We start from the raw sequence: 24,505 nt of genomic DNA, 5'->3' as shown, positions 1-24,505 counted from the left end.
TTCTCCTAGACGTACGGGTTGCTTAGCTGACTGATTACGTGTGCGGCTATTCGCCGCGGACCTTCGACACGATCTCTTCCGCGACGTTGGTCGGGACCTCCGCGTAGGAGTCGAACACCATGGTGTACTGCGCTCGACCCTGCGTACGGCTGCGCAGGTCGCCCACGTAGCCGAACATCTCCGACAGGGGGACGGTGGCCTTGATGATGCGGGCGCCGGAGCGCTCGTCCATCTGCTGGATCTGACCCCGTCGGCTGTTCAGGTCGCCGATCACATCGCCCATGTAGTCATCGGGCGTGGTGACCTCGACCGCCATGACCGGCTCAAGGAGAACCGGCTTGGCCTTGCGCGCCGCTTCCTTGAAAGCCATGGAACCGGCGACCTTGAACGCGAGCTCGGAGGAGTTGACGTCGTGGTAGGCGCCGTCCTGCAGAGTCACCTTGACGCCCACGAGCGGGTAGCCCGCCATGATGCCGAACTGGGCGGCTTCCTGGCAACCGGCGTTGACCGAGGGGATGTACTCCCGCGGAATCCGGCCACCGGTGACCTTGTTCACGAACTCGTAACCCGCACCGTCGCCATCGGCGTCGGCGGTGATGGGCTCAAGGTCGATGATGACGCGACCGAACTGGCCGGAGCCACCCGTCTGCTTTTTGTGGGTGTACTCGACCTTCTCGACCTTCTTGCGAATGGTCTCGCGGTAGGCCACCTGGGGCTTGCCGATGTTGGCCTCGACCTTGAAGTCGGTGCGCATCCGGTTGACCAGCACCTCGAGGTGCAGCTCGCCCATGCCGGAGATGACCGTCTGGCCAGTCTCCTCGTCGGTCTTGACCTGGAAGGACGGGTCCTCCTCGGCCAGACGCTGGATCGCGATGCCCAGCTTCTCCTGGTCGCTCTTGGTCTTGGGCTCCACCGCGACCTCGATGACCGGGGCGGGGAACGTCATCGACTCGAGGACGATCGGGGACGAGGGGTCGCACAGGGTCTCACCGGTCGTGGTGTCCTTGAGGCCCATGACGGCAACGATGTCACCGGCGCCAACCGAGGCGATCTCCTCGCGCTTGTTGGCGTGCATCCGGTAGATCTTGCCGATGCGCTCCTTGCGGCCCTTGATGCTGTTGAGCACCTGGGTGCCGGCCTCAAGACGACCGGAGTAGACACGCACGTAGGACAGCTTGCCCAGGTGCGGGTCGCTCATGATCTTGAAGACCAGGCCGGACAGCGGCTCGTCCTCGCTCGGCTTGCGCGAGAGCTTGGTCTCCTCGCTCTCGTCCTTGGGGTCGTGACCGACGATCTCGTCGATGTCCAGGGGCGAGGGGAGGTAGGCGACGACCGCGTCGAGCAGGGGCTGGACGCCCTTGTTCTTGAAGGCCGTGCCACAGAGCACGGGGATGGCCGTGCCGGCGAGGGTGGCGCGACGGATCGCGGGGACGATCTGCTCCAGGGTGGGCTCCTGCCCCTCCAGGTACAGCTCCATGATCTCGTCGTCGGCGTCGGCCAGGATCTCGATCAGGCGGTCGTGGCCCTCGCGAGCGGCATCGACGTGCGTGTCCGGGATCTCGATGGTGTCGTACATCTCGCCCTTGGCGGCCTCGTCACTCCAGACGTAGGCCTTCATGCGGACGAGGTCGATGACGCCCTTGAACTCGGACTCGGCACCGATCGGAAGCTGGATGGGGAGCGGGTTGGCCCCCAGCCGGTCGGAGATCATGTTGACGCAGCGCTGGAACTCGGCGCCGATCTTGTCCATCTTGTTGACGAAGCAGATCCGCGGCACGTTGTACCGGTCGGCCTGGCGCCACACCTGCTCGGACTGGGGCTCGACACCCTCTTTACCGTCAAAGACGGTGACCGCGCCGTCGAGCACACGCAGCGACCGCTCGACCTCGACCGTGAAGTTGACGTGGCCGGGCGTGTCGATGATGTTGATCGTGTGGTCGTCCCAGTGAGTGGTCGTCGCGGCCGACGTGATCGTGATGCCGCGCTCCTGCTCTTCCTTCATCCAGTCCATGGTGGCTGCGCCATCGTGGACTTCACCGATCTTGTAGCTAACACCGGTGTAGAAGAGGATCCGCTCGGTCGTCGTGGTTTTGCCCGCGTCGATGTGCGCCATGATCCCGATGTTGCGGACCTTGGCAAGGTCAAGAGCAGTGGTAGCCATGTGGCTCGTCTTCTCTCGGTCTCTCGTATCGAAAAGCCGCGGGGATTACCAGCGGTAGTGAGCGAAGGCCTTGTTGGACTCGGCCATCTTGTGGGTGTCCTCGCGACGCTTGACAGCGGCGCCCAGACCGTTGCTGGCGTTGACCAGCTCGTTCATGAGGCGCTCGGTCATGGTCTTCTCGCGACGGGCGCGGCTGTACTGGACGAGCCAACGCAGCGCGAGGGTGGTGCTCCGCGACGCGCGAACCTCGACCGGCACCTGGTAGGTGGCGCCACCGACACGGCGGCTGCGCACCTCGAGGGCGGGCTTCACGTTGTCGAGCGCACGCTTGAGAACAACGAGCGGGTCCTGCCCGGTCTTCTCGCGAGCGCCTTCCAGGGCCTCGTAGACGATGCCCTGGGCAATGGAGCGCTTACCGTCCAGCAGCACCTTGTTGATCAGGGAGGTGACCAGGGGGGATCCGTATACAGGATCGGTGATCAGCTGGCGCTTCGGCGCCGGACCCTTGCGCGGCATTTACTTCTCCTTCTTGGCGCCGTAGCGGCTACGCGCCTGCTTGCGGTTGCGGACACCCTGGGTGTCGAGCGAGCCGCGGACGATGCGGTAGCGAACACCCGGAAGGTCCTTCACACGACCACCGCGGACCAGGACGATGCTGTGCTCCTGGAGGTTGTGGCCGACACCCGGGATGTAGGCGGTGACCTCGATCTGGCTGCTCAGCCGGACACGAGCCACCTTGCGAAGGGCGGAGTTCGGCTTCTTCGGCGTGGTCGTGTAGACACGCGTGCACACGCCGCGACGCTGGGGACTCCCCTTAAGCGCCGGGGTCTTGTTCTTAGAAACCTTGGTCTTCCGGCCCTTACGGACCAGCTGCTGAATCGTGGGCACCGCGTCTCCGTCTTCCCTCTTTGACCTACGCCGGCTCGATAACCAAACCGCTGCGCTATCGACCTGCTGGATTTCCCGTTCCCCCCGACCCACGCACTCGGGCGTGTCGCGCTCGAATCCACGCATGGCGGCACCGAATACGCCCGACCTGGTGGTCGATTGTCATGGGAGGAGGTGTCACGCGCCGCTCTTGCCTTCGCCGCCCGCAGAAACAGCCGGCAGCGAGACGTAAAAAGCGCACACGTGTGACCCGTAGACTCACGGGCACGAAGTTAAAGAGTACCTAATTTGAACCACCTGGTCAAAACGACGGTGGAAACGTTGGTACCCATACCTCGCAGCCTCATGCTGCCGTAGGTCTCTTCCAGTGTACGGCCTGTCAAGAGTGGTCGCGTTGATTTCCGGGTTCCGCGCAGACGATCCCCTTTACCATGCCGCACCCCCCACTGCGTCCCACCACGCCGGCGCTGCACGACCGGAGGGGCCGGGCGATGCGCCCGGCCCCTCCTGAACAGTTGACTCCCTAGAGCAGGACGTACCCGACCCCGGCGGCGATGCTCACCGCGATGCCGACGAAGGCGAGGGTCGTGCCGGTCTTGACCAGCTGCTCCCCTTCGAGGGTTCCCCGCGACTTGCGGATGTTGCGTCGCGCCTTCGGTCCGAGGACCAGCGCTATCGCGGCCAGCAGCAAACCCAGGCCGGGGATGAGCGAAAGAGCGCCGAGCCAGACGGTCGCCGTGGCCAGTCCATCGGTCTCAGGCCAGACCTCGATGTTGTCGTATCCGGGGTACTCCGAGTCGAGGTCGCCGCCCAAGGGCCCACTGAAGCCGGGGAACTCTTCGGAGATCTTGTCCCGCTTGCGACCACGACCGCGATTCTCCGGCAGCGGCTCCGGATAGTAGCGGTCATCGACGTCGTCGTCGTAGTCGTCGCCGGAGGCCGGTTCCCGGTCGTTGACGTCGTCGTACCGTGCCCGGGAGCCGTGCCGACCACCGCGTCCTTCCTCGTCCTCCTCGTCGTCCGCTCCGAGCACCGGCATCGCCTGGGTGCCCTCGCCGGCGTCGAAACGGTCCGCGTCCAGACCGTCCGGATCGTCATCCCGTCCCTCGTCCCCCCGGGCCGAGGGGGAACCGTATCCCAGCTCGTCGTAGTCGGCGTCGGCGTCCATCCGCCGGTAGCCGTCATCGGCCGGGCCGTGGGAGGAGGCGTAGCCGGGCCCGTCGTAGGAATCCGCTCCACGGGCATCACGACGGTCGTCGTACCCGAGCCCGTCGTCATACTCCCGGTCACCACCCGACGCCGAGAAATCCTCGTACCGGTCGGAGTCGTACGACGCATCCGTCTCCCGGCCCCCACGGCGCTCGTCAAAACCGAGCTCGTCGTAGGAGTCGGCCCCACGGGCATCACGACGGTCGTCGTACCCGAGCCCGTCGTACCCCCGGTCACCACCCGACGCCGAGAAATCCTCGTACCGGTCGGAGTCGTACGACGCATCCGTCTCCCGGCCCCCACGGCGCTCGTCAAAACCGAGCTCGTCGTAGGAGTCGGCCCCACGGGCATCACGACGGTCGTCGTACCCGAGCCCGTCGCCGTACCCCCGGTCACCACCCGACGCCGAGAAATCCTCGTACCGGTCGTAGTCGGAGGCGTCGCCGATCACCGGCATGGCCTGGGTGCCCGCGTCACCGTCGAAGCCGCCGACGCCAGCTTCCGCCTCGCGTTCCCTGGCCCTGGCCTGCGCCTGCTCGTTGGCGATCGCCAGGAGCGGGTCGTCGGTGGCCGCCGGTGTCTCCGGCTCCTCAGAGCGGGACCAGTGGTCGTCACCGGTCAGCGGATCGGCGGTTTCTGCACGACGCCGTTCCCGCTCCTCCCTCTCCCGCTCGGCGACCTCGCGCACGCTGTCGGGCAGCCGCGGGTCGTCCCGGCTGAACGCCCAGGTGTTTCCGCTACCGGTGCCGAGATCGCCGCCGAAATCGCCGCCGGAGGCGAAGGAGCGCTCATCGGAACGCCTGACGGTGTCGGGCTCGTCGTCGAAGGAGTAGTCCGCGGTCCTTTGCCAGCCGCTGTCGGAGTAGTCGTCGTCCCGCCGGGCCGAGGAGTCGTTCTCTTCGTACGCGGACCGTGAGAAGTCCGTCAGCGGGTCCGGCGCGGCAGACCCGCTGACGCCATAGGCGGGGCGAGCCTCGTCCGTGTCCTGGTCGGGCTGTCCCCCACCGGCCGAGGACGACGACGCATCCGGGGAGGCCGCCCAGGGGCGGTCGGTGGCGCCGGTGGCGCTCGACCAGCTGGAGTAACCGCCGCTGGAGTAACCCGCCGCCCCGGCCGGACGGTCCGCACCCGCCGAGGTGTCGGGGATCCGGTAGACGTCGGCGGGTGACGGGGTCCGGGACTCCGGCGCTTCGTCGAAAGCCGGAGCGGCGTCGCCGGACCAGGAACCGGCATCCGGTTCCCGGCTGAACGTGTCGGAAGCCTGGTAGGCGGTCGGCTCGCCCCGTGGCCCGTCGAAGTCGTACTCCGGGGCGGCTGCCCCGGACTCCGTACCGGTCGCACTGTCGGGGGTGTCGAAGAGGAACGTCACTCCCGGATGCGAACCGGTCTCATGCGCCGTTTCGGACTCCTGCGGCTCGGACCGCCGGCCGGGCTCGGAGTCGAACAGATAGGTCGTGCCCTGCACCGAACCGGGTTCGGCGTCCGGATAGAGCTCCTCCGGCCGGTAGGAGGCCGAGGAGAGGTCGTAGGAGGCCTCGTTCCCGGAGGAACCGGCATCCATGGACGGCTGCTCGTCGGCCTCCGGACCCGGGTAGCTGCCGGTGCTCGCCGGCGCGGCGGAGAACGGCGCGCCCGGTCCGCGGGGCGGCAGGTCGAACGGGTAGTCGTCCCGGCTCGACGGCTGCGGTGCGGGGCGGGCGGGCTCCGCCGCCCCGGGCGGGGCTCCGAGGTCGCCCAATGCGGAGGGGTAGGGCTCAGCCATACCCGGTGTGGCCGAGCGCCCCAGGTATCCCAGGCCGGGATAGCCGCCGGAGTCCGGGTACGGCGAAGAGCCGGCCGGACCCGACTGGTCGGTCCCGTCGTCGCGAGCCTCGGAACCGTAGTCCGGCCTCTGCTGCTCGTCCTCGTACGGATCTTGGTAGTCCGCCTGTGTGCGGTAGCGGTCGCCACTCGGTTTGAACCAGGAGCCCGAATCCTCCTTCGGGTACCCCTGCTCTCCGTTGGGCGCCCCGTGGGCCGCTCCCCCGTTTTCGGTCACTGTGTTCGATCTCCCGACCGCGCGTGCGCGCTCAACCGACAGTCCCCCTTATGAGTATGCCCACTGACAAAGACGAACGGCGGTAGTCCCACCCCGTTACGGGGGGTGGACTACCGCCGTCGCCAGGTCAGACAACCACACTCACCGGTTGTCCTTCAGGTCACCTGTTGTAGGGACCGAAATCGTATTCCTCCAGCGGGACGGCCTCGCCGGATCCCTGACCGAAGGTGTACTCGCTGGGCTCCTCGTAGGAGGAGACAGAGTACATCGATGCCTTGGCCTCTTCGGTGGGCTCCACCCGGATGTTGCGGTACTGCGGCATTCCGGTACCGGCCGGGATGAGCTTACCGAGGATCACGTTCTCCTTGAGGCCCAGCAGCGGGTCGCTCTTGCCGTGAATGGCGTTCTCGGTGAGGACCCGGGTGGTCTCCTGGAAGGAGGCCGCGGACAGCCACGACTCGGTGGCCAGCGACGCCTTGGTGATGCCCAGCAGGACGGGACGCGCGGAGGCCGGCTGGCCGCCTTCGGCCACGACCTGACGGTTCATCGCCTCGAACTTGGGACGCTCGACCATCTCACCCGGCAGCAGTGAGGTGTCGCCGGACTCCAGGGTGTTCACCCGCTTGAGCATCTGCCGCACGATGATCTCGATGTGCTTGTCGTGAATCGAGACACCCTGCGACTTGTAGACCTCCTGGACCTCCGACACCAGGTGCTGCTGCACCGCTCGCGGTCCCTGGATGCGCAGGACCTCGTGCGGGTTGATCGCACCCTGGATCAGCTGCTGGCCGACCGTGACGTGGTCGCCTTCCTTGATCAGCAGGCGCGAACGCATCGGCACCGGGTAGGCGATCTCCTCGGAACCGTCGTCCGGGATCAAGATGAGCTTGCGGCTCTTCTCGGTCTCGTCGATGCGGATCCGACCCTCGACCTCGCTGATCGGCGCGACACCCTTGGGGACGCGCGCCTCGAACAGCTCCTGGACACGCGGCAGACCGTGCGTGATGTCCAGACCGGCCGAACCACCCATGTGGAAGGTACGCATGGTCAGCTGGGTACCGGGCTCACCGATCGACTGGGCCGCGATGATGCCGATGGCCTCGCCCACGTCCACCGGCTTGCCGGTGGCCAGGGAGCGACCGTAGCAGGTGGTGCAGACGCCGATCTTGGCCTCGCACACCAGGGAGCTACGTACCCGGACCCGGGTCAGGCCGGCCGCGATGAGATCGTCGATGACGGTCTCAGTGGTGTCGCCCAGTGCGGGTGCCACGACCTTACCGTCTACGACGACGTCTTCGGCCAAAGTGCGTGCGGTACCGGTGTTCTCGACGTTGTGCTTGCGCACGACGGTGCCGTCCGGACGGACCTCGCCGATCTCGTGCCACAGCGAACGGTCGGTGCCGCAGTCGATCTCGCGGACGATGACGTCCTGGGCCACGTCCACCAGACGACGGGTGAGGTACCCGGAGTCGGCGGTGCGCAGCGCAGTGTCGGCAAGGCCCTTTCGCTGCCCGTGCGTGGAGATGAAGTACTCCAGCACCGACAGGCCCTCACGGTAGGAGGACTTGATCGGACGCGGGATGGTCTCACCCTTGGTGTTGGAGACCAGACCACGGATACCGGCGATCTGACGCACCTGCATCGGGTTGCCTCGGGCACCGGAGTTGACCATCATCCAGACCGGGTTGTCGATGGGGAAGTTGTCCTCCATCTCCTTGGCCACCTCGTTGGTGGCCTTGGTCCAGATCTCGGTCAGCTCCTGACGACGCTCGTCGTCGGTGATCAGACCGCGGTCGTACTCCCGCTGGATCTTGTCCGCCTGCTTCTCGTAGGTGTCCAAGATCTGCTGCTTGTTCGGCGGGGCGACGACGTCGCCGATGCCGATGGTCAGCCCGGAACGGGTCGCCCAGTGGTAGCCGGCGTCCTTGAGGGCGTCCAGCGTGGTGGCGACCTGCACCTTGGGGTACTTCTCGGCCAGCTCGGTGACCAGAACCGACAGCTGCTTCTTGCCCATCTGCTGGTTCACGTACGGGTAGTCCAACGGGGTGGTCTCGTTGAACAGGTACCGGCCCAGAGTGGTCTCCAGGATGTACGGCTCGCCCGCCACGTGGTCGTCGGGGAAGGTCCAGCCGCGGGGCGGCGGGGCGTCTCCCTCGATGCGCAGCTTGATCTGGGCCCGAATGTCGAGGGCTCCCAGGTCGTAGGCCATGATCGCCTCGGCCGGCGTACGGAACGCGCGACCCTCGCCCGGCGCACCCTCTTTGTGGGTGGTCAGGTAGTAGAGGCCGATGATCATGTCCTGGGTGGGCATGGTGACCGGCTTGCCGTCGGACGGCTTCAGGATGTTGTTCGTGGCGAGCATCAGGATGCGCGCCTCGGCCTGGGCCTCCGCCGACAGCGGCAGGTGCACCGCCATCTGGTCCCCGTCGAAGTCCGCGTTGAACGCGGTGCACACGAGCGGGTGGATCTGGATGGCCTTGCCCTCGACCAGCTGCGGCTCGAACGCCTGGATACCCAGACGGTGCAGGGTCGGCGCACGGTTGAGCAGCACCGGGTGCTCGGTGATGACCTCTTCGAGGACATCCCAGACCACCGGGCGGGACCGCTCGACCATTCGCTTGGCGCTCTTGATGTTCTGCGCATGGTTCAGGTTGACCAGGCGCTTCATCACGAAGGGCTTGAACAGCTCCAGCGCCATCTGCTTGGGCAGACCACACTGGTGCAGCTTGAGCTGCGGACCGACGACGATCACCGAACGACCGGAGTAGTCCACACGCTTGCCGAGCAGGTTCTGGCGGAACCGGCCCTGCTTGCCCTTGAGCATGTCCGACAGCGACTTGAGCGGTCGGTTGCCCGGTCCGGTGACCGGACGGCCGCGGCGGCCGTTGTCGAACAGGGCGTTGACGGCCTCCTGGAGCATCCGCTTCTCGTTGTTCACGATGATCTCGGGCGCACCGAGGTCCAGCAGACGCTTCAACCGGTTGTTGCGGTTGATGACACGGCGGTACAGGTCGTTCAGGTCGGAGGTGGCGAAACGGCCACCGTCGAGCTGAACCATCGGACGCAGGTCCGGCGGGATCACCGGGACGCAGTCCAGCACCATGCCGTTGGGGCTGTTGCGGGTGTTGAGGAACGCGGACACGACCTTGAGCCGCTTGAGCGCGCGGGCCTTCTTCTGGCCCTTGCCGCTGCGGATGGTCTCGCGCAGCTTCTCGGCCTCGGCATCGAGGTCGAAGTTGGCAAGGCGCTCCTGGATGGCCTGGGCGCCCATCCCACCGCGGAAGTACTTGCCGAAGCGGTCGCGCATGTCGCGGTAGAGCAGCTCGTCGCCTTCGAGGTCCTGGACCTTGAGGTTCTTGAACCGGCTCCACACCTCGTCGAGACGGTCGATCTCCCGCTGGGCGCGGTCGCGGATCTGGCGCATCTCGCGCTCGGCACCCTCGCGCACCTTGCGGCGCGCGTCGCCCTTGGCGCCCTGCTCCTCAAGCTCGGCGAGGTCGGTCTCCAGCTTGCGGTGACGCTCCTCGACCGTGGAGTCGCGACGCTGCTCAAGGTGCTGGCGCTCGACCGAGATCCGCGCTTCCAGCGACTGGAGGTCGCGCTCCCGGGCGTCGGTGTCCACCCACGTGACCATGTAGGCCGCGAAGTAGATGATCTTCTCGAGATCCTTCGGGGCCAGGTCGAGCAGGTACCCCAGGCGGCTGGGTACGCCCTTGAAGTACCAGATGTGGGTCACGGGAGCGGCGAGCTCGATGTGGCCCATGCGCTCACGCCGGACCTTGGCCCGGGTGACCTCCACGCCGCAACGCTCGCAGATGATGCCCTTGAAGCGGACGCGCTTGTACTTACCGCAGTAGCACTCCCAGTCCCGGGTCGGACCGAAGATCTTCTCGCAGAAGAGTCCGTCCTTCTCGGGCTTGAGGGTCCGGTAGTTGATGGTTTCCGGCTTCTTGACCTCACCGTGCGACCACTGACGGATGTCGTCGGCGGTGGCGAGGCCAATGCGCAGCTCGTCGAAGAAGTTGACGTCGAGCACTTAATTCGTCCCCTGCTCTTGGATCGCGGAATTAGACCTCTTCGACGCTGCTCGGCTCACGCCGACCAAGGTCGATACCCAGTTCTTCCGCCGCACGGAAAACGTCCTCATCGCTGTCACGCATCTCGATCGACATGCCGTCACTGGACAGCACCTCCACGTTGAGGCAGAGCGACTGCATCTCCTTGATGAGCACCTTGAAGGACTCGGGGATGCCGGGCTCGGGAATGTTCTCGCCCTTGACGATCGCCTCGTAGACCTTGACCCGGCCCAGGACGTCGTCGGACTTGATGGTGAGCAGTTCCTGGAGCGCGTAGGCGGCGCCGTACGCCTCCAGTGCCCACACCTCCATCTCACCGAAGCGCTGGCCACCGAACTGCGCCTTGCCGCCCAGCGGCTGCTGGGTGATCATCGAGTACGGGCCGGTGGAACGCGCGTGGATCTTGTCGTCCACCAGGTGGTGCAGCTTCAAGAAGTAGGTGTAACCGACCGCGATCGGCTCCTTGAAGGGCTCACCGGTCCGGCCGTCGAACAGTCGGGCCTTGCCGTCCTTGTTGACCAGCTGGACGCCGTCGGCGTTGGGCCGGCTGGACTCCAGCAACCCGCCGATCTCGTCCTCGCGCAGACCGTCGAAGACAGGCGTGGCGACACGGACGCCGGGCTGGACGTCATCCGCGCCGATCGCCCTCATCGCGCGCTTCCACTCCTCGTCGTCCCCCTGGATCTTCCAGCCGCTCTTGGCCAACCAGCCCAGGTGAATCTCGAGGATCTGGCCGACGTTCATCCGGCCGGGCACGCCCAGCGGGTTCAGCACGATGTTCACCGGGGTGCCGTCCTCGAGGAACGGCATGTCCTCCTGCGGGAGGATCTTGGAGATGACGCCCTTGTTGCCGTGACGGCCGGCGAGCTTGTCACCATCGGTGATCTTGCGCTTCTGGGCCACGTACACGCGGACCAGCTCGTTGACGCCGGGGGGGAGCTCGTCGCCCTCCTCGCGGCTGAACACGCGCACGCCGATGACCTTGCCGGACTCGCCGTGGGGCACCTTCAGCGAGGTGTCTCGGACCTCTCGGGCCTTCTCACCGAAGATCGCGCGCAGGAGCCGCTCCTCGGGGGTGAGCTCGGTCTCGCCCTTGGGCGTGACCTTGCCGACCAGGATGTCGCCGTTGACGACCTCGGCACCGATGCGGATGATGCCGCGGTCGTCCAGGTCGGCGAGGACTTCCTCGCTGACGTTGGGGATCTCGCGGGTGATCTCCTCGGGGCCCAGCTTGGTGTCGCGGGCGTTGACCTCGTGCTCCTCGATGTGGATCGAGGAGAGGACGTCGTCCTGGACGATGCGCTGGGAGAGGACGATGGCGTCCTCGTAGTTGTGGCCCTCCCACGACATGTAGGCGACGAGGAGGTTCTTGCCCAGCGACATCTCACCGTTGTCGGTGCAGGGGCCGTCGGCCAGGACCTGCTTGACCTCGACCCGCTGGCCGTCGGCCACGATGGGGCGCTGGTTGAAGCTGGTGCCCTGGTTGGTGCGCTTGAACTTGCCGACCCGGTAGGTCTTGCGCGTGCCGTCGTCGGCCATGACCGTGATGTAGTCGGCGGTGACGTCCTCGACGACCCCCGCCTTCTCCGCCAGGATCACGTCGCCGGCGTCGGTGGCGGCACGGTACTCCATGCCGGTGCCCACGAACGGGGACTCCGCGCGCAGGAGCGGAACCGACTGGCGCTGCATGTTGGAACCCATGAGCGCGCGGTTGGCGTCGTCGTGCTCCAGGAACGGGATCATCGCGGTCGCGACCGACACCATCTGGCGCGGCGAGATGTCCATGTAGTTGACCTCGCCGGCGGCCACTGCCTCGAACTCCCCGCCCTTACGGCGGACCAGCACACGGGCATCGGCGAAGCTGCCGTCGGGAGCGACCGGCGTGTTCGCCTGGGCGATTACGTAGCGGTCCTCCTCGTCGGCGGTGAGGTAGCGGATCTCGTCGGTCAGCCTGCCCTCGGAGATCTTGCGGTACGGGGTCTCGACGAACCCGAAGGAGTTCACCCGGCCGTAGGCGGCGAGCGAGCCGATCAGGCCGATGTTCGGGCCTTCCGGGGTCTCGATCGGGCACATGCGGCCGTAGTGCGACGGGTGGACGTCGCGGACCTCGAAGCCCGCGCGCTCACGGGACAGACCGCCGGGACCGAGCGCGGACAGGCGGCGCTTGTGGGTCAGGCCCGCGAGCGGGTTGGTCTGGTCCATGAACTGCGACAGCTGGCTGGTGCCGAAGAACTCCTTGATGGAGGCGACGACCGGCCGGATGTTGATCAGGGTCTGCGGCGTGATGGCCTCGACGTCCTGGGTGGTCATGCGCTCACGCACGACGCGCTCCATGCGGGCCAGACCCAGGCGGACCTGGTTCTGGATGAGCTCACCGACGGTGCGCAGGCGGCGGTTTCCGAAGTGGTCGATGTCGTTGACCTCGATCGGGAACGTGCCGTGCGGGCGCTCCAGGGTGTCCTCGCCCGCGTGCAGGCGGACGATGTAGTTGACCGTGGCGACGATGTCGTCCTCGGTCAGCGTCCCCTGGGTGAACTCGGCCTCAAGCCCCAACTTCTTGTTGATCTTGTAGCGGCCGACCTTGGCGAGGTCGTAGCGCTTGGGGTTGAAGTAGAGGTTCTCCAGCAGCGTCTGCGCGGACTCCTTCGTGGGCGGCTCGCCCGGACGGAGCTTGCGGTAGATGTCCAGCAGCGCGTCATCGGTGCCGGCCGTGGGGTCCTTCTCCAGGGTGTTGCGGATCGACTCGTACTGGCCGAAGCGCTCCAGGATCTGGTCCGTGGTCCAGCCCAGCGCCTTGAGCAGGACGGTGACGCCCTGCTTGCGCTTGCGGTCGATGCGGACTCCGACGAAGTCGCGCTTGTCGACCTCGAACTCCAGCCAGGCACCGCGCGACGGGATGACCTTGCACCCGTAGAGGTCCTTGTCCGAGGTCTTGTCAACCTGGCGGTCGAAGTAGACGCCGGGCGAACGGACGAGCTGGGACACGACGACACGCTCGGTGCCGTTGATGATGAAGGTGCCCTTGACGGTCATGAGCGGGAAGTCGCCCATGAACACCGTCTGGCTCTTGATCTCACCGGTGTCGTTGTTGATGAACTCCGCCGTGACGAACATCGGGGCGGAGTAGGTCATGTCCTTGTCCTTGCACTCCTCCTCGGAGTACTTGGGCGGCTCGAACCGGTGATCGCGGAACGACAAGGACATGGTGCCCGAGAAGTCCTCGATGGGACTGATCTCTTCAAAGATCTCTTCGAGGCCGGACTGCTCCGGAACGTCCTTGCGGCCTGCGTTACGGGCCGCTTCAACTCGGGTACGCCATTCCTCGTTGCCGAGCAGCCAGTCGAAGGACTCGGTCTGCAGGGCGAGGAGATTGGGGACCTCGAGTGGTTCCTGAATGCGGGCGAAAGAAACGCGGTTCGGACCAAGGGCGTTAGCGGAGGCGATGCGCGAGGCTGCCAACAGGGGTCCTTCCGAAGGCTTGTGGCGGTTGATGCGCGCGCACGCCGGACGATCCAATGTGTCGAGGACCCACCGAACGGGGCGGCGTCTTCAGCTCTAGAGAACGTGCGATCCAGGCCAATCAACGAAGAAATTGGACACAACGCACGGGCTCTGGCAGAGGATACGTCAAAGGGCAGCGCAAAAGGGCAGTGTAGCTGAATACTACACCGCTGTCCAACATGGCGCCACGTAACTCCTCAAGACACCACGCAGCATCGCTCCAACAGGCGGATCCGTCAAGCCCGAGTCGGCCCCATAGGGGGTTTCCGGCACCGTGAGAGGACCCACAGGCGAAACGAGGTGTGAGCCAGCAGACATAGGGGAATGAACCGGGGTTCACGGTAACAGCAGGGGACGACAGAGATCCGGTCCCCGCCCCGGGCGCCGCGGCCCCTTCACTGCACGACGGCCGCGTGCGACGGCCGCCGACGCCGGACACAACGAGAGCCGTCGGGCCATCCGGGCAAAACGGTCGCACGCACGCCGGTTCAAACGCGTCCAGAGCGGCTCGGAGCGCACCCCGCCCCGTTCAGCCCAACCGCCCCCGTCTCTTGCCGACAGCGCGTTTCAGCGCTTCGGCGTCACGCACCCCGGACACGACAAAGGCGGCCGCCCCGGAGGGGACGGCCGCCCGAACGTCTCTCGGGGGAGACTACTTCAGGGTCACGGTGGCGCCGGCACCCTCGAGGGTGGCCTTGGCCTTCTCCGCGGTCTCCTTGTTGACGCCCTCGAGCAGCGGCTTGGGAGCGTTGTTGACCAGGTCCTTGGCTTCCTTCAGGCCCAGGCTCGTGAGGCCGCGGACCTCCTTGATGACCTGGATCTTCTTGTCGCCGGCGGCCTCGAGAACGACGTCGAACTCGTCCTTCTCCTCCTCGGCGGGGGCAGCAGCGCCACCGGGGGCGGCGGCGACGACGGCGGCCGGGGCGGCGGCGGTGACGTCGAACTTCTCCTCGAAGAGCTTCACGAAGTCCGCGAGCTCCAGCAGGGTCATGTTCTCGAACGCGCCGAGCAGCTCTTCGTTGCTGAGCTTCGCCATGGTTGCGATCTCTCTTTCTCTACCGGTTCCCGCGTCCGTTGACGAGGGACCGAAATGTGAACGGCGGCGCGTGGCGCGCCAACCAGGTACTCATGTCGCGCGGGCTTCGGCACGCCAAGGGCGGCCGAGGCGATCGCGCTACTCGGACTCCGACTCGGCGCGCTTGTCGGCCAGGGCCTGGGCAAGACGCACGGTCTTGGACGGCAGCGCCTGGAACAGGGCCGCGGCCTGGCCCTGCTTGCCCTTGAGGGCACCGGCAAGCTTCGAGAGGAGCACCTCGCGGGACTCAAGGTCGGCCAGCCTGGTGATCTGCTCGGGGCTCATCGGCTTACCGTCGATGACACCGCCCTTGATCACCAGGGGCGAGTTCGCCTTGGAGAAGTCACGCAGACCCTTGGCGGCCTCAACGACGTCGCCCTTGACGAAGGCGATGGCGGAGGGACCCTGGAACAGGTCGAGGACCTGCTCGTCCAGACCGGCCTCAGTGGCGGCGATCTTGGTCAGCGTGTTCTTCACAACGCGGAAACGCGTGTTCTGGCCGAGGCTGTTGCGCAGTTCGGTGACCTGCGCAACAGTGAGCCCACGGTATTCGGTCAGCACGGCGCCGTTGGAGCTCTCGAATTCTTCCTTGAGCTCGGCGACCGCGGCTGCCTTATCCGGCCTCGCCATGGGACTCCTTCCAACTGTGAACACCGATTTCAAGGCCGCAGTCCGGGCGAGCACCCGAGAGAAGCAGAAATGCCCCGGCGCAGGCGCACGGGGCATCGAGAATCATGGGCGTGCGAAGGCACGCGGGAATCCAACGCTCACAGCAACCTACGCAGGCGCCCCACAACAGACTGGGACCTTAGGTCACCCGACGGGTGACGACCGGCGGTCTTCGGCAGATACCAATGGTAGGCGATGTTTCCCCGTGCGTCGAACCGGGCAAGGGACGTCCCCTCGCCCGGCCGGCACGCTCCGGGTCAGCCGCCCAGGAGGGAGCCCCCGTCGGTGATCTGGTCCTCGGACGGCAACTCGATGGTGATGTCGCCGTTGAACTCCAGGTACTCCACTGTCATGGACGACTGCCCCATGTCGGTGACGATCCGGCGGGGCAGGTCGTCGCCGTCCACCCAAAGGGTGAAGGGGATCTCGGTGAGGCCGGCGTCGGCGTACTCCTGCTCGGTCGCGGCCCGCACGTCCTCGGGGAGCGTCTCGATCGCGCTGGAGACCGGCAGGGTGCCGGCGAACTTGGTGGTGGCCACGCCGTTGACCTCCTCCTGCCCTTCCTCCGAGAGGTCCGCGGCCTCCTGGAGCTTGGCGACCTGGGCCCCGGGGTTGACGGCCTCACTGACGTTGACACCGAGTTCGCCGACGTCGGAAAGGCTGGTGCGGGTCCATCCGGATCCCATGTCCATCAGCACTTCGTCGCCGTGGATGATGGTGACGATCTCCATCCCCATCAGGTCCGACTTCGCCTCGTAGACGGGCTCCGGGGAGGCGGTGTAACGGATCTCCTGCTCAAGGGCGACCTCCTGCTCCCCGGCCTCCCCTCCCTGGATACTGCTCACCGCCCGGAAGCTGGTGACCTCCTCGGTGGAACCGACGAGCTTCTGGAGGATGTCCAGCCCGCCCGAACCGGTGTCGGCGGACTCTTCTACGGGGGACGCCGGGGCTTCGGTCGGCGTGTCCCCGGCGCCACCACAGGCGGCCAGCATCAGGACCGTGCTTCCCGCAACGACTGCGGTGCCGAATGTACGCAACATGTGGATCGTTTCTCCAGATCGGGTCACGGCCACCGGTGCGGCCGAGGAAGATGAACATACCGATCGAAAACGACATTTACGGTCTCGCTGAGCTGGCAGAACCGACCTGGCGGCAACCTTGCCGCTTGCGGCCGACATCTGGCCGGGTGACGCCACCTGGGCGAATACTCCCAGGACACACGAAAAGGGGCGCCCCGGCGCCGGGCCCGAAAGGGCCTGCTCAGCGTCGGGGCGCCCCGTGCGCAGGGCGCGGACCGCTTAGGCGGTCGCGTCCAGCGGGATGCCGGGGGCCATGGTGGTGCTCATGGTCGCCTTGCGGATGTAACGGCCCTTGGCCGCGGAGGGCTTGAGACGCTGCACCTCGTCGATCGCGGCGGCGTAGTTCTCGGCGAGCTTGACGTCGTCGAAGGATGCCTTGCCGATGATGAAGTGCAGGTTGCCGTGCCGGTCGGCACGGAACTCGATCTTGCCGCCCTTGATGTCGGTGACGGCCTTGGCGACATCAGGGGTGACGGTGCCGGTCTTGGGGTTGGGCATGAGGCCACGGGGGCCGAGCACGCGGCCCAGGCGGCCGACCTTGCCCATGAGGTCCGGGGTCGCCACAACGGCGTCGAAGTCGAGGAAACCCTTCTGGATCTCCTCGACGAGGTCGTCGTCGCCGACGAAGTCGGCGCCGGCGGCCCGCGCCTGCTCGGCACGCTCACCCGTGGCGAAGACCAGGACCCGGGCGGTCTTGCCGGTGCCGTGCGGCAGGTTCACGGTGCCGCGCACCATCTGGTCGGCCTTGCGGGGGTCGATGCCCAGACGCATGGCGACCTCGACGGTGGCGTCGAACTTGACGACGAGGTTCTCCTTGGCCAGCTTCACGGCCTCGACCGGCGTGTACAGCCGGTCGGTGTCGATGTTCTCAGCCGCTTTGCGGTAGCTCTTGCTGCGCTTCACGAAAAACTCCAGATTTCAGAGGCGTGTGGTCCGGGCCAGCGCTTGGCCCTGCCACGAAAAACAGAGGGGGTGGCGCCAGTGCGCTACTTGACCTCGATGCCCATGGAACGGGCGGTGCCGGCGACGATCTTCTCCGCGGCGTCGATGTTGTCGGTGTTGAGGTCGGGCAGCTTGGTCTGCGCGATCTCACGCACCTGGTCCCGGGTGATGGAACCGGCGGTGCTGCGGCTGGGGTCCGGCGCACCCTTGTCGAGGCCGGCGGCCTTGAGGATGAGCTTGGGAGCCGGCGGCGTCTTGGTGACGAAGGTGAAGGAGCGGTCCTCGAAGATGGAGATCTCGACGGGGATGACGCTGCCGCGCTGGGCTTCGGTAGCAGCGTTGTACTGCTTGCAGAAGTCCATGATGTTGACGCCGTGCGGACCGAGAGCGGTACCGACGGGCGGCGCCGGGGTGGCCTGGCCAGCGGGAAGCTGAACCTTGACCAGCGCGGCCAGTTTCTTCTTCGGAGGCATGATTCGGGTCCTTTGCCTGATTTGCGAATTGCGGTGGTCCCGGGCCCGCAGGCGCGCAGGGGGTGCAGCCGTGGCCCCACCCTGAACAAGGGACGAGCCCTTGGACGTCTCCCTGCGCGGATTCGGGAGTGCGCGCGACCGCCGGGACCCGTGCGGACCGCGCGAAAGCCCCGCCGGAGCGGGGCGCGATGGGCCCGCCCGATCAAGGGCGGACCCACCAAGTCTAGATCATGCGTCAGATCTTGGAGACCTGGTTGAACGCAAGCTCCACGGGGGTCTCGCGGCCGAAGATCGACACCAACACCTTGAGCTTCTGGGTGTCGGGGTTGATCTCGCTGACCGTGGCGGGCAGCGTGGCGAAGGGGCCTTCCATGACGGTGACGGACTCGCCGACCTCGTAGGCCACGTCGGAACGGGTCTCCGACTCCTTCTTCTTGGCCTGCTCCGGGGTCTCCTCGGGCTCGGGCGCGAGGAGGTCGGCGACCTCCTGGACGCTCAGCGGCGCCGGGCGGTTGGACAGGCCGACGAATCCGGTGACGCCGGGGGTGTTGCGCACCGCGGCCCAGGACTCGTCGGTGAGGTCCATGCGCACGAGCACGTAGCCGGGCAGCACCTTCTCGGTGACCAGTTGCCGCTTGCCGCTCTTGACCTCGGTGACCTCCTGCGTGGGCACCTCGACCTGGAAGATGTACTCCTCCATGTTGAGCGACTGGGTACGGCTCTCGACGTTGGCCTTCACCCGGTTCTCGTAGCCCGCGTAGGTGTGGACGACGTACCAGTCTCCGGGCAGGAGCCGGAGCTCGATCTTGAACTCCTCGACGGGGTCGAGCTTGGGCAGCTCGACCTCGGTGATCTCGCCTTCGGAGTCGGTGTCGTCACCGGACTCGGACTCGGTTTCGTCGCCGGACTGGGCGTCGGTCTCCTCGGCCGCGACCGCGTCGGCAGCCTCAGCCTCAGCAGCTTCCGCCTGCTCGGCACGCGGACCGGTCTCTTCCGCCGACGACTGATCCCGCTCCTCGTTGGGGAAGCCGTCAGCTGTCAGTGGGGACTCGGACACGGCTGCTCTTTCTCTCGTCGGATAGGCGCTGGCGCGACTGGCCCGAAAGCACAAGAGGCCAGCACTGCCAGCTTATGGTCTCACCAGAGACGATGGGACCAAACTGGCCGTGCCGGCCCGAAGATGCTGATGGATCAGCCGGAGACGACCGTCCCGTAGAACCAGGTGACGGCTTCACCGAAACCAAAGTCCAGGAGGGCGATGTAGCCGACCATCACGAGGACGAAGATGATCACCACGACGGTGTAGGTGACCAGCTCGCGCCGGGTTGGCCAGCGAACCTTGCGCAGCTCGGCGACGACCTGCTTGGTGAACGTCACCGGACCGGTACGACGCTTGCGCTCCTTCTCGGGCTTGGCGTCCGCGTCAGTCTGTGTCACCTGAGGTCCTTAGGGATTGCCGGATGCTCTTCTCAGAGTGCCTTGCAGGGCAGGAGGGACTCGAACCCCCAACCGCCGGTTTTGGAGACCGGTGCTCTACCAATTGAGCCACTGCCCTTGGGTCGTGCGGGTAACACGATAGCTGCTATCGGAGGCGTTCGCTCGTCAATAGAACGAACTTCCGGGCCGCAACCATCCCATCGGTTGCCAGATTCTATGCCCAATCCGGTTCCGGAACCAACCCGGAGGTCCGATCCGGACGCCGACAAGCGGTCCTCACCCCTTGTCGTACGCACTGAGCCGGCACGTGAAAACATGGGGCCATGACTGAGCGACCCCGTATCTCCGCACGTATCGGCGGCATCTCCGAGTCCGCGACCCTCGCGGTGGACGCGAAGGCCAAGGCCATGAAGGCCGCAGGCCGTCCCGTGATCGGCTTCGGGGCCGGGGAACCCGACTTCCCCACCCCGGACTACATCGTCGAGGCGGCGGCCAAGGCCTGCCACGACCCTCGCTTCCACCGCTACACCCCGGCCGGCGGCCTGCCCGAGCTGAAGGAGGCGATCGCCGCCAAGACGCTGCGGGACTCCGGCTACCAGGTGGACCCGAGCCAGGTACTGGTCACCAACGGTGGCAAGCAGGCCATCTACGAGGCGTTCGCGACCCTGCTGGACCCGGGGGACGAGGTCATCGTCATCGCCCCGTACTGGACCACCTACCCCGAATCGATCAAGCTCGCGGGCGGCGTCCCGGTCTACGTGGTCACCGACGAGTCCACCGGCTACCTGGCCGGCGTGGAGCAGTTGGAGGCGGCACGCACCGCGCGCACCAAGGTCCTGTTGTTCGTCTCCCCCTCCAACCCCACCGGAGCGGTGAGCACTCCGGCCCAGGTGCGCGAGATCGGCCAGTGGGCCGCGGCCAACGGCCTGTGGGTCCTCACCGACGAGATCTACGAGCACCTGGTCTACGGTGACGCCCGGTTCTCCTCGCTGCCCGTCGAGGTGCCCGAGCTGGCGGACCGCACCGTGATCGTCAACGGAGTGGCCAAGACGTATGCGATGACCGGCTGGCGGGTCGGATGGGTGATCGGCCCCAAGGACGTGGTGAAGGCGGCCGGCAACCTCCAGTCGCACGCCACCTCCAACGTCGCCAACGTCTCCCAGGCCGCCGCGCTTGCCGCCGTCTCCGGCGACCTCGCGGCCGTGGACGAAATGAAGGTGGCCTTCGACCGCCGCCGTCAGACCGTCGTCCGGATGCTCAACGAGATCCCCGGCGTCCTCTGCCCCGAACCGCAGGGCGCGTTCTACGCCTACCCCTCCGTCAAGGAGGTCCTCGGCAAGGAGATCCGCGGACAGCGTCCCCGGTCCTCCGCCGAGTTGGCCGGGTTGATCCTGGAGCAGGCCGAGGTAGCCGTCGTCCCGGGTGAGGCGTTCGGCACTCCCGGGTACCTGCGCCTGTCCTACGCCCTGAGCGACGCCGACCTCACCGAAGGCGTGGGCCGGATCGCCAAGCTGCTGGCCGAGGCACACTAGAGCGCACCGCACCAAGCCGCGGAGGGGGCGCTTCCATTATTACGGGGGCGCCCCTCGTGCGATGCTCCTGGACCACCGGTCCCGCCCGTGTACGCGATCGCCCCGCCCGGCTCGCCCCGGTCTTCTGGCAACGCGCGGGTTCGGGATACGGCACCCTTGGTTCATGGAGACACCGGTCAATACCCGTCCTTTGGAGCGGTTGCCCAAGACGCACCTGCACCTGCACTTCACCGGTTCGATGCGGCACTCCACCCTGGTGGAACTGGCCCGGGAACGCGGCGTGCACCTCCCCCAGGCGCTCGTCGAGGAGTGGCCCCCGAAACTGCGCGCCACCGACGAACGAGGCTGGTTCCGCTTCCAGCGCCTCTACGACATCGCCCGCTCGGTCCTGAAGACCTCCGACGACCTGTACCGGTTGGTGCTGGAGGCGGCCGAGGACGAGCGGGCCGCGGGCTCGGGCTGGCTGGAGATCCAGGTCAACCCCAGCGGTTACGCGTCCCGCTTCGACGGGCTCACCTCGACGCTGGAGCTGATGCTGGACGCCGCCCGGGTCGCCGAACGCGAGACCGGCGTGGGCGTGGGCCTGGTGGTGGCCGCCAACCGGACCAAGCACCCGATGGACGCAAAGGCACTGGCCCGTCTTGCCGCACAGTACGCGGGACGCGGCGTGGTCGGCTTCGGTCTCAACAACGACGAGCGCCGGGGCCGGGCCCTCGAATTCGAGGGAGCCTTTCGGATCGCTCGACGGGCCGGCCTGCTGTCGGTGCCCCACGGTGGGGAGCTGTCGGGCGCGCGCAGCGTGCGCGAGTGCCTGGACACCCTGGACGCCGACCGGGTCGGGCACGGCGTGCGCGCGGTCGAGGATCCTTACCTGATCGAGCGGATCGCCACCCAGGAGGTGACTCTGGAGGTGTGCCCGAGCTCCAACGTGAGCCTGGGCGTGGTCGAGGACGTCGCACACATCCCCTTGCGCCGCCTCTTCTCCGCCGGAGCACCGATCGCACTGGGCACCGACGATCCGTTGCTGTTCGGACCGCGCCTGGTGGAGCAGTACGCGATCGCCAGAGAGGTGTTCGGCTTCTCCGATCCGGAACTGGCGGAGCTCGCCCGAATGTCGGTCCGCGGCTCGGCCGCACCCGACAGCCTCAAAAAGGAACTCCTGGCGGGCGTGGACGCCTGGCTGGCCGTCCCGCCGCCGAGTGTCTGAGCGGGTGGACCGGGTCCGTACAGGAGAACAGCGCGGCACCGGAGCCGCCCCCGCGCTCCGGGCTCCGGACTCCGGTGCCGCGATCGATCCAGCGCCTCGGACGAAACGGTGCCACTTCCTGCGGATCAGGCCAGCAGCATGGCCAGTCCCTGCCAGGTCATGACCGCGCCGGCGATGAAGAACAGCACAGCGGCGCCGATCTGGATGGCGCGCTCCGGCAGTTTCTTGCCCAGGACCGAGCCGATGGCGATGGCGATGCCGTCTGCGGCAACCATTCCGACGGTGGAGCCGATCCAGACCGCGAGCCAGGCGAGTGGCGTTCCCGAATAGTTGGCGCCCACGGTGATGGTGGCGAGCATGGTCTTGTCGCCGAGCTCAGCGAGAAAGAAGACCATCGCGACGGTCAGGAAGGCGGAGCGGTTGCGGCGGCTTGCCGCACGCTCCTCGTCCTTGTCCGTGAGCTCGTCGCCGCGCAGGGTCCAAAAACCGAAGAAGAGGAAGGCCAGTCCGGCGATGAGGGTGACCCAGTCGGTGGGGATGGCCAGGCCCAGGACCTCTGCGGCCAGCACGCTGACGCCGTGGACGGCGACCGTGGCAACGGTGATCCCGAGGAGCACCGTCAGCGCGCGGTAGCGGCTGGCGAGCGACATCGCCACCAATTGCGTCTTGTCGCCCATTTCGGCGATAAAGATCGCGGCGGTACTCACGCCCAGTGCCGTCAGGAATCCCATGCCAATCTCTGCCCTTCGAATACACGCCGAGCCGAAGCACGAAAAAGGCGAACGCCACGCTTCGGTCCAGCAGTGATGCCAGTCCGAAGGTCTCGTCCGCCTTAAAGGCTCATGCGACCGGGAAGCCCCTCAGGAGCGGCTTTCCAGCGTGTCGATCGCAAGGATTGAGGACTACTCCCCCTCGATGAATTTCAAGAGTAGCAAACAATTGACAAATGGCAATTCATTGGCAAGGCCAGTAGAATTCGCGCCTTTGGCGAATAAAAGAGTTCGGCTTGCCTAATTTATTTTGTCGGCGGCGCTGCGGCCACCGTCCCTGTCCCGGCACTCCCCTTCTCGTCCGTGGGAAGGGGCGGTGGCGCTAGAGGGAGACGCCGACCATGACCGGCTCGTTGACCAGGGTGACGCCGAACGCCTCGCCCACTCCCGCGCGCACCTCGCGTGCCAGTTCCAACAGGTCCGCGGTGGTCGCCCCGCCGGGATTGGTGAGGGCGAGGGTGTGCTTGGTGGAGATGCGGGCCGGTCCGGTGCCGTGTCCCTTGGCGAATCCCGCACGCTCGATCAGCCAGGCCGCGGAAAGCTTGACCCTCCCCTCTCCCGCCGGATAGACGGGAGGCTGCACATCGGGGCCCAGTACCGTGACTGCGCGCTTGGTGAAGTCCGCGAACTCCTCGGCGCTCAGGATCGGGTTCGTGAAGAAGGAGCCCGCGCTATGGCTGTCGGGGTCGGCGGGGTCCACGACCATCCCCTTGCTGCGGCGCAGCTGCAGCACCGCGGGGGGCACGGTGGCGAGGGGGACTCGCTCGCCGGTCTCCACCCCCAGGAACCTGGCCAGCTCGGCGTAGCGGATCGGCGTGCTCAGGTCGGAGCGCGTCAGTTCGAAGACGACTTCGCACACCACGTAGCGGGAATGGCCCTTGAAGGCGCTGTCCCGGTAGGTGAACCCGCATTCGTCGTTGTCCATAGCCCGCATACGGCCCGATTCCCGGTCGTAGACGACGACCTCGACGATGCTCTGGCTGACGTCCTGGCCGTAGGCTCCGACATTCTGGATGGGGGTGGAGCCGACCTTTCCCGGGATGCCGCACAGGCATTCGAGGCCGCTGAGCCCGGCACCGGTCTGCTGACGGACGAACGCGTCCCACTCGACCCCGGCATCGACGCGCACCCGCACGGTCGTGCCGTCGTCGGCCACTATTCCCGTCCGGTCGGACTCGACGAGGACCACCGTGCCGCGAACCCCCTCGTCGGAGACGACAAGGTTGCTGCCGCCGCCCAGGATGAGCAACTGCGTACCGGCGCTGTCGGCCTCCCGTACGACCTCGATCAGCCCCGCGGTGTCGGCGGCGGTCCGAAAGACGTCGGCGGGGCCGCCCACCCCAAGGGTGGTGAAAGGCCCGAGCGGCACGTTGTGATCGATAGCAGCGGACACGGCGGTCACCTCTGGTCGGTAGAAATCAAGCACGCCGGCCCCGTCAGGACGCGGG

General features: G+C 66.7%; 17 protein-coding genes and 1 tRNA gene. 2 read left to right on the top strand and 16 right to left on the bottom strand.

Annotation, left to right across the window (positions count from 1 at the left end):
- Window positions 1-46: 46 nt before the first annotated feature.
- From fusA to AC0VYP_RS02560, 14 genes are all read right to left on the bottom strand, one after another.
- Window positions 47-2,161, bottom strand: a complete 2,115-nt coding sequence (gene fusA / locus AC0VYP_RS02625; RefSeq protein WP_475472289.1) for an elongation factor G — start codon at window positions 2,159-2,161, stop codon at window positions 47-49.
- 45 nt (window positions 2,162-2,206) lie between these two features.
- Window positions 2,207-2,677 carry a 30S ribosomal protein S7 gene (rpsG, locus tag AC0VYP_RS02620; protein WP_475472287.1) on the bottom strand — a complete coding sequence of 157 codons (471 nt, stop codon included), beginning with the start codon at window positions 2,675-2,677 and terminating at the stop codon, window positions 2,207-2,209.
- A complete protein-coding gene (gene rpsL, locus AC0VYP_RS02615) occupies window positions 2,678-3,049 on the bottom strand; it encodes a 30S ribosomal protein S12 (protein ID WP_133742145.1) in 372 nt (123 codons plus the stop codon). It lies immediately after the preceding gene.
- 523 nt (window positions 3,050-3,572) lie between these two features.
- The gene (locus AC0VYP_RS02610) at window positions 3,573-6,296 is read right to left on the bottom strand and encodes an RHS repeat domain-containing protein (RefSeq protein ID WP_475472285.1); all 2,724 of its coding nucleotides are present in this window, start codon (window positions 6,294-6,296) and stop codon (window positions 3,573-3,575) included.
- Window positions 6,297-6,456: 160 nt separating this feature from the next.
- Window positions 6,457-10,332 carry a DNA-directed RNA polymerase subunit beta' gene (locus tag AC0VYP_RS02605; protein ID WP_475472283.1) on the bottom strand — a complete coding sequence of 1,292 codons (3,876 nt, stop codon included), beginning with the start codon at window positions 10,330-10,332 and terminating at the stop codon, window positions 6,457-6,459.
- A 31-nt stretch (window positions 10,333-10,363) separates the two neighbouring features.
- Window positions 10,364-13,831: a DNA-directed RNA polymerase subunit beta gene (rpoB, locus tag AC0VYP_RS02600; protein ID WP_475472281.1), complete on the bottom strand. Its 3,468-nt coding sequence runs from the start codon at window positions 13,829-13,831 to the stop codon at window positions 10,364-10,366.
- Window positions 13,832-14,525: 694 nt separating this feature from the next.
- Window positions 14,526-14,909, bottom strand: coding sequence for a 50S ribosomal protein L7/L12 (gene rplL / locus AC0VYP_RS02595; RefSeq protein ID WP_475472279.1), 384 nt, complete (start codon window positions 14,907-14,909; stop codon window positions 14,526-14,528).
- A 138-nt stretch (window positions 14,910-15,047) separates the two neighbouring features.
- Entirely contained in the window at window positions 15,048-15,578 is a 531-nt protein-coding gene (gene rplJ, locus AC0VYP_RS02590) for a 50S ribosomal protein L10 (RefSeq protein WP_285760759.1), read from the bottom strand.
- Between the two features lie 296 nt (window positions 15,579-15,874).
- Window positions 15,875-16,657, bottom strand: coding sequence for an SCO4651 family lipoprotein (locus AC0VYP_RS02585; RefSeq protein WP_475472277.1), 783 nt, complete (start codon window positions 16,655-16,657; stop codon window positions 15,875-15,877).
- 258 nt (window positions 16,658-16,915) lie between these two features.
- Window positions 16,916-17,599 (bottom strand): 50S ribosomal protein L1, encoded by a 684-nt coding sequence (gene rplA, locus AC0VYP_RS02580; RefSeq protein ID WP_285760757.1) that lies wholly within the window; start codon window positions 17,597-17,599, stop codon window positions 16,916-16,918.
- An 83-nt stretch (window positions 17,600-17,682) separates the two neighbouring features.
- A complete protein-coding gene (rplK, locus tag AC0VYP_RS02575; RefSeq protein WP_285760756.1) occupies window positions 17,683-18,111 on the bottom strand; it encodes a 50S ribosomal protein L11 in 429 nt (142 codons plus the stop codon).
- A 235-nt stretch (window positions 18,112-18,346) separates the two neighbouring features.
- Complete coding sequence (gene nusG / locus AC0VYP_RS02570; RefSeq protein ID WP_285760754.1) at window positions 18,347-19,168, bottom strand: transcription termination/antitermination protein NusG; 822 nt, start codon at window positions 19,166-19,168, stop codon at window positions 18,347-18,349.
- A 134-nt stretch (window positions 19,169-19,302) separates the two neighbouring features.
- On the bottom strand, window positions 19,303-19,548 hold the full coding sequence (secE, locus tag AC0VYP_RS02565) for a preprotein translocase subunit SecE (RefSeq protein WP_285760753.1): 246 nt from the start codon (window positions 19,546-19,548) through the stop codon (window positions 19,303-19,305).
- Window positions 19,549-19,593: 45 nt separating this feature from the next.
- Window positions 19,594-19,666, bottom strand: a tRNA-Trp gene (locus AC0VYP_RS02560).
- 205 nt (window positions 19,667-19,871) lie between these two features.
- On the opposite strand from AC0VYP_RS02560, the gene AC0VYP_RS02555 reads away from it, so the two are divergent.
- Both AC0VYP_RS02555 and AC0VYP_RS02550 read left to right on the top strand, forming a co-directional pair.
- Window positions 19,872-21,080 carry a pyridoxal phosphate-dependent aminotransferase gene (locus AC0VYP_RS02555; RefSeq protein ID WP_285760751.1) on the top strand — a complete coding sequence of 403 codons (1,209 nt, stop codon included), beginning with the start codon at window positions 19,872-19,874 and terminating at the stop codon, window positions 21,078-21,080.
- 163 nt (window positions 21,081-21,243) lie between these two features.
- The gene (locus tag AC0VYP_RS02550) at window positions 21,244-22,287 is read left to right on the top strand and encodes an adenosine deaminase (RefSeq protein ID WP_475472273.1); all 1,044 of its coding nucleotides are present in this window, start codon (window positions 21,244-21,246) and stop codon (window positions 22,285-22,287) included.
- A 125-nt stretch (window positions 22,288-22,412) separates the two neighbouring features.
- On the opposite strand, the gene AC0VYP_RS02545 is transcribed toward AC0VYP_RS02550, so the two are convergent.
- Window positions 22,413-23,018 carry a TMEM165/GDT1 family protein gene (locus AC0VYP_RS02545; protein ID WP_475472271.1) on the bottom strand — a complete coding sequence of 202 codons (606 nt, stop codon included), beginning with the start codon at window positions 23,016-23,018 and terminating at the stop codon, window positions 22,413-22,415.
- Window positions 23,019-23,379: 361 nt separating this feature from the next.
- Window positions 23,380-24,450, bottom strand: a complete 1,071-nt coding sequence (locus AC0VYP_RS02540) for a UDP-N-acetylmuramate dehydrogenase (protein WP_475472269.1) — start codon at window positions 24,448-24,450, stop codon at window positions 23,380-23,382.
- Between the last annotated feature and the right edge of the window lie 55 nt (window positions 24,451-24,505).

This window comes from Nocardiopsis sp. iso_186, from assembly GCF_056173365.1.
The sequence above is the reverse complement of the archived record's forward strand: the minus strand, read 5'-3'. Positions and strand labels throughout refer to the sequence as shown.

What these genes read in the sequence shown, in the direction of transcription:
- fusA (WP_475472289.1), bottom strand. Translation starts at nt 2,161, where the DNA reads ATGGCTACCACTGCTCTTGACCTTGCCAAGGTCCGCAACATCGGGATC.
- rpsG (WP_475472287.1), bottom strand. Translation starts at nt 2,677, where the DNA reads ATGCCGCGCAAGGGTCCGGCGCCGAAGCGCCAGCTGATCACCGATCCT.
- rplL (WP_475472279.1), bottom strand. Translation starts at nt 14,909, where the DNA reads ATGGCGAAGCTCAGCAACGAAGAGCTGCTCGGCGCGTTCGAGAACATG.
- rplJ (WP_285760759.1), bottom strand. Translation starts at nt 15,578, where the DNA reads ATGGCGAGGCCGGATAAGGCAGCCGCGGTCGCCGAGCTCAAGGAAGAA.
- AC0VYP_RS02585 (WP_475472277.1), bottom strand. Translation starts at nt 16,657, where the DNA reads ATGTTGCGTACATTCGGCACCGCAGTCGTTGCGGGAAGCACGGTCCTG.
- rplK (WP_285760756.1), bottom strand. Translation starts at nt 18,111, where the DNA reads ATGCCTCCGAAGAAGAAACTGGCCGCGCTGGTCAAGGTTCAGCTTCCC.
- AC0VYP_RS02555 (WP_285760751.1), top strand. Translation starts at nt 19,872, where the DNA reads ATGACTGAGCGACCCCGTATCTCCGCACGTATCGGCGGCATCTCCGAG.
- AC0VYP_RS02550 (WP_475472273.1), top strand. Translation starts at nt 21,244, where the DNA reads ATGGAGACACCGGTCAATACCCGTCCTTTGGAGCGGTTGCCCAAGACG.
- AC0VYP_RS02545 (WP_475472271.1), bottom strand. Translation starts at nt 23,018, where the DNA reads ATGGGATTCCTGACGGCACTGGGCGTGAGTACCGCCGCGATCTTTATC.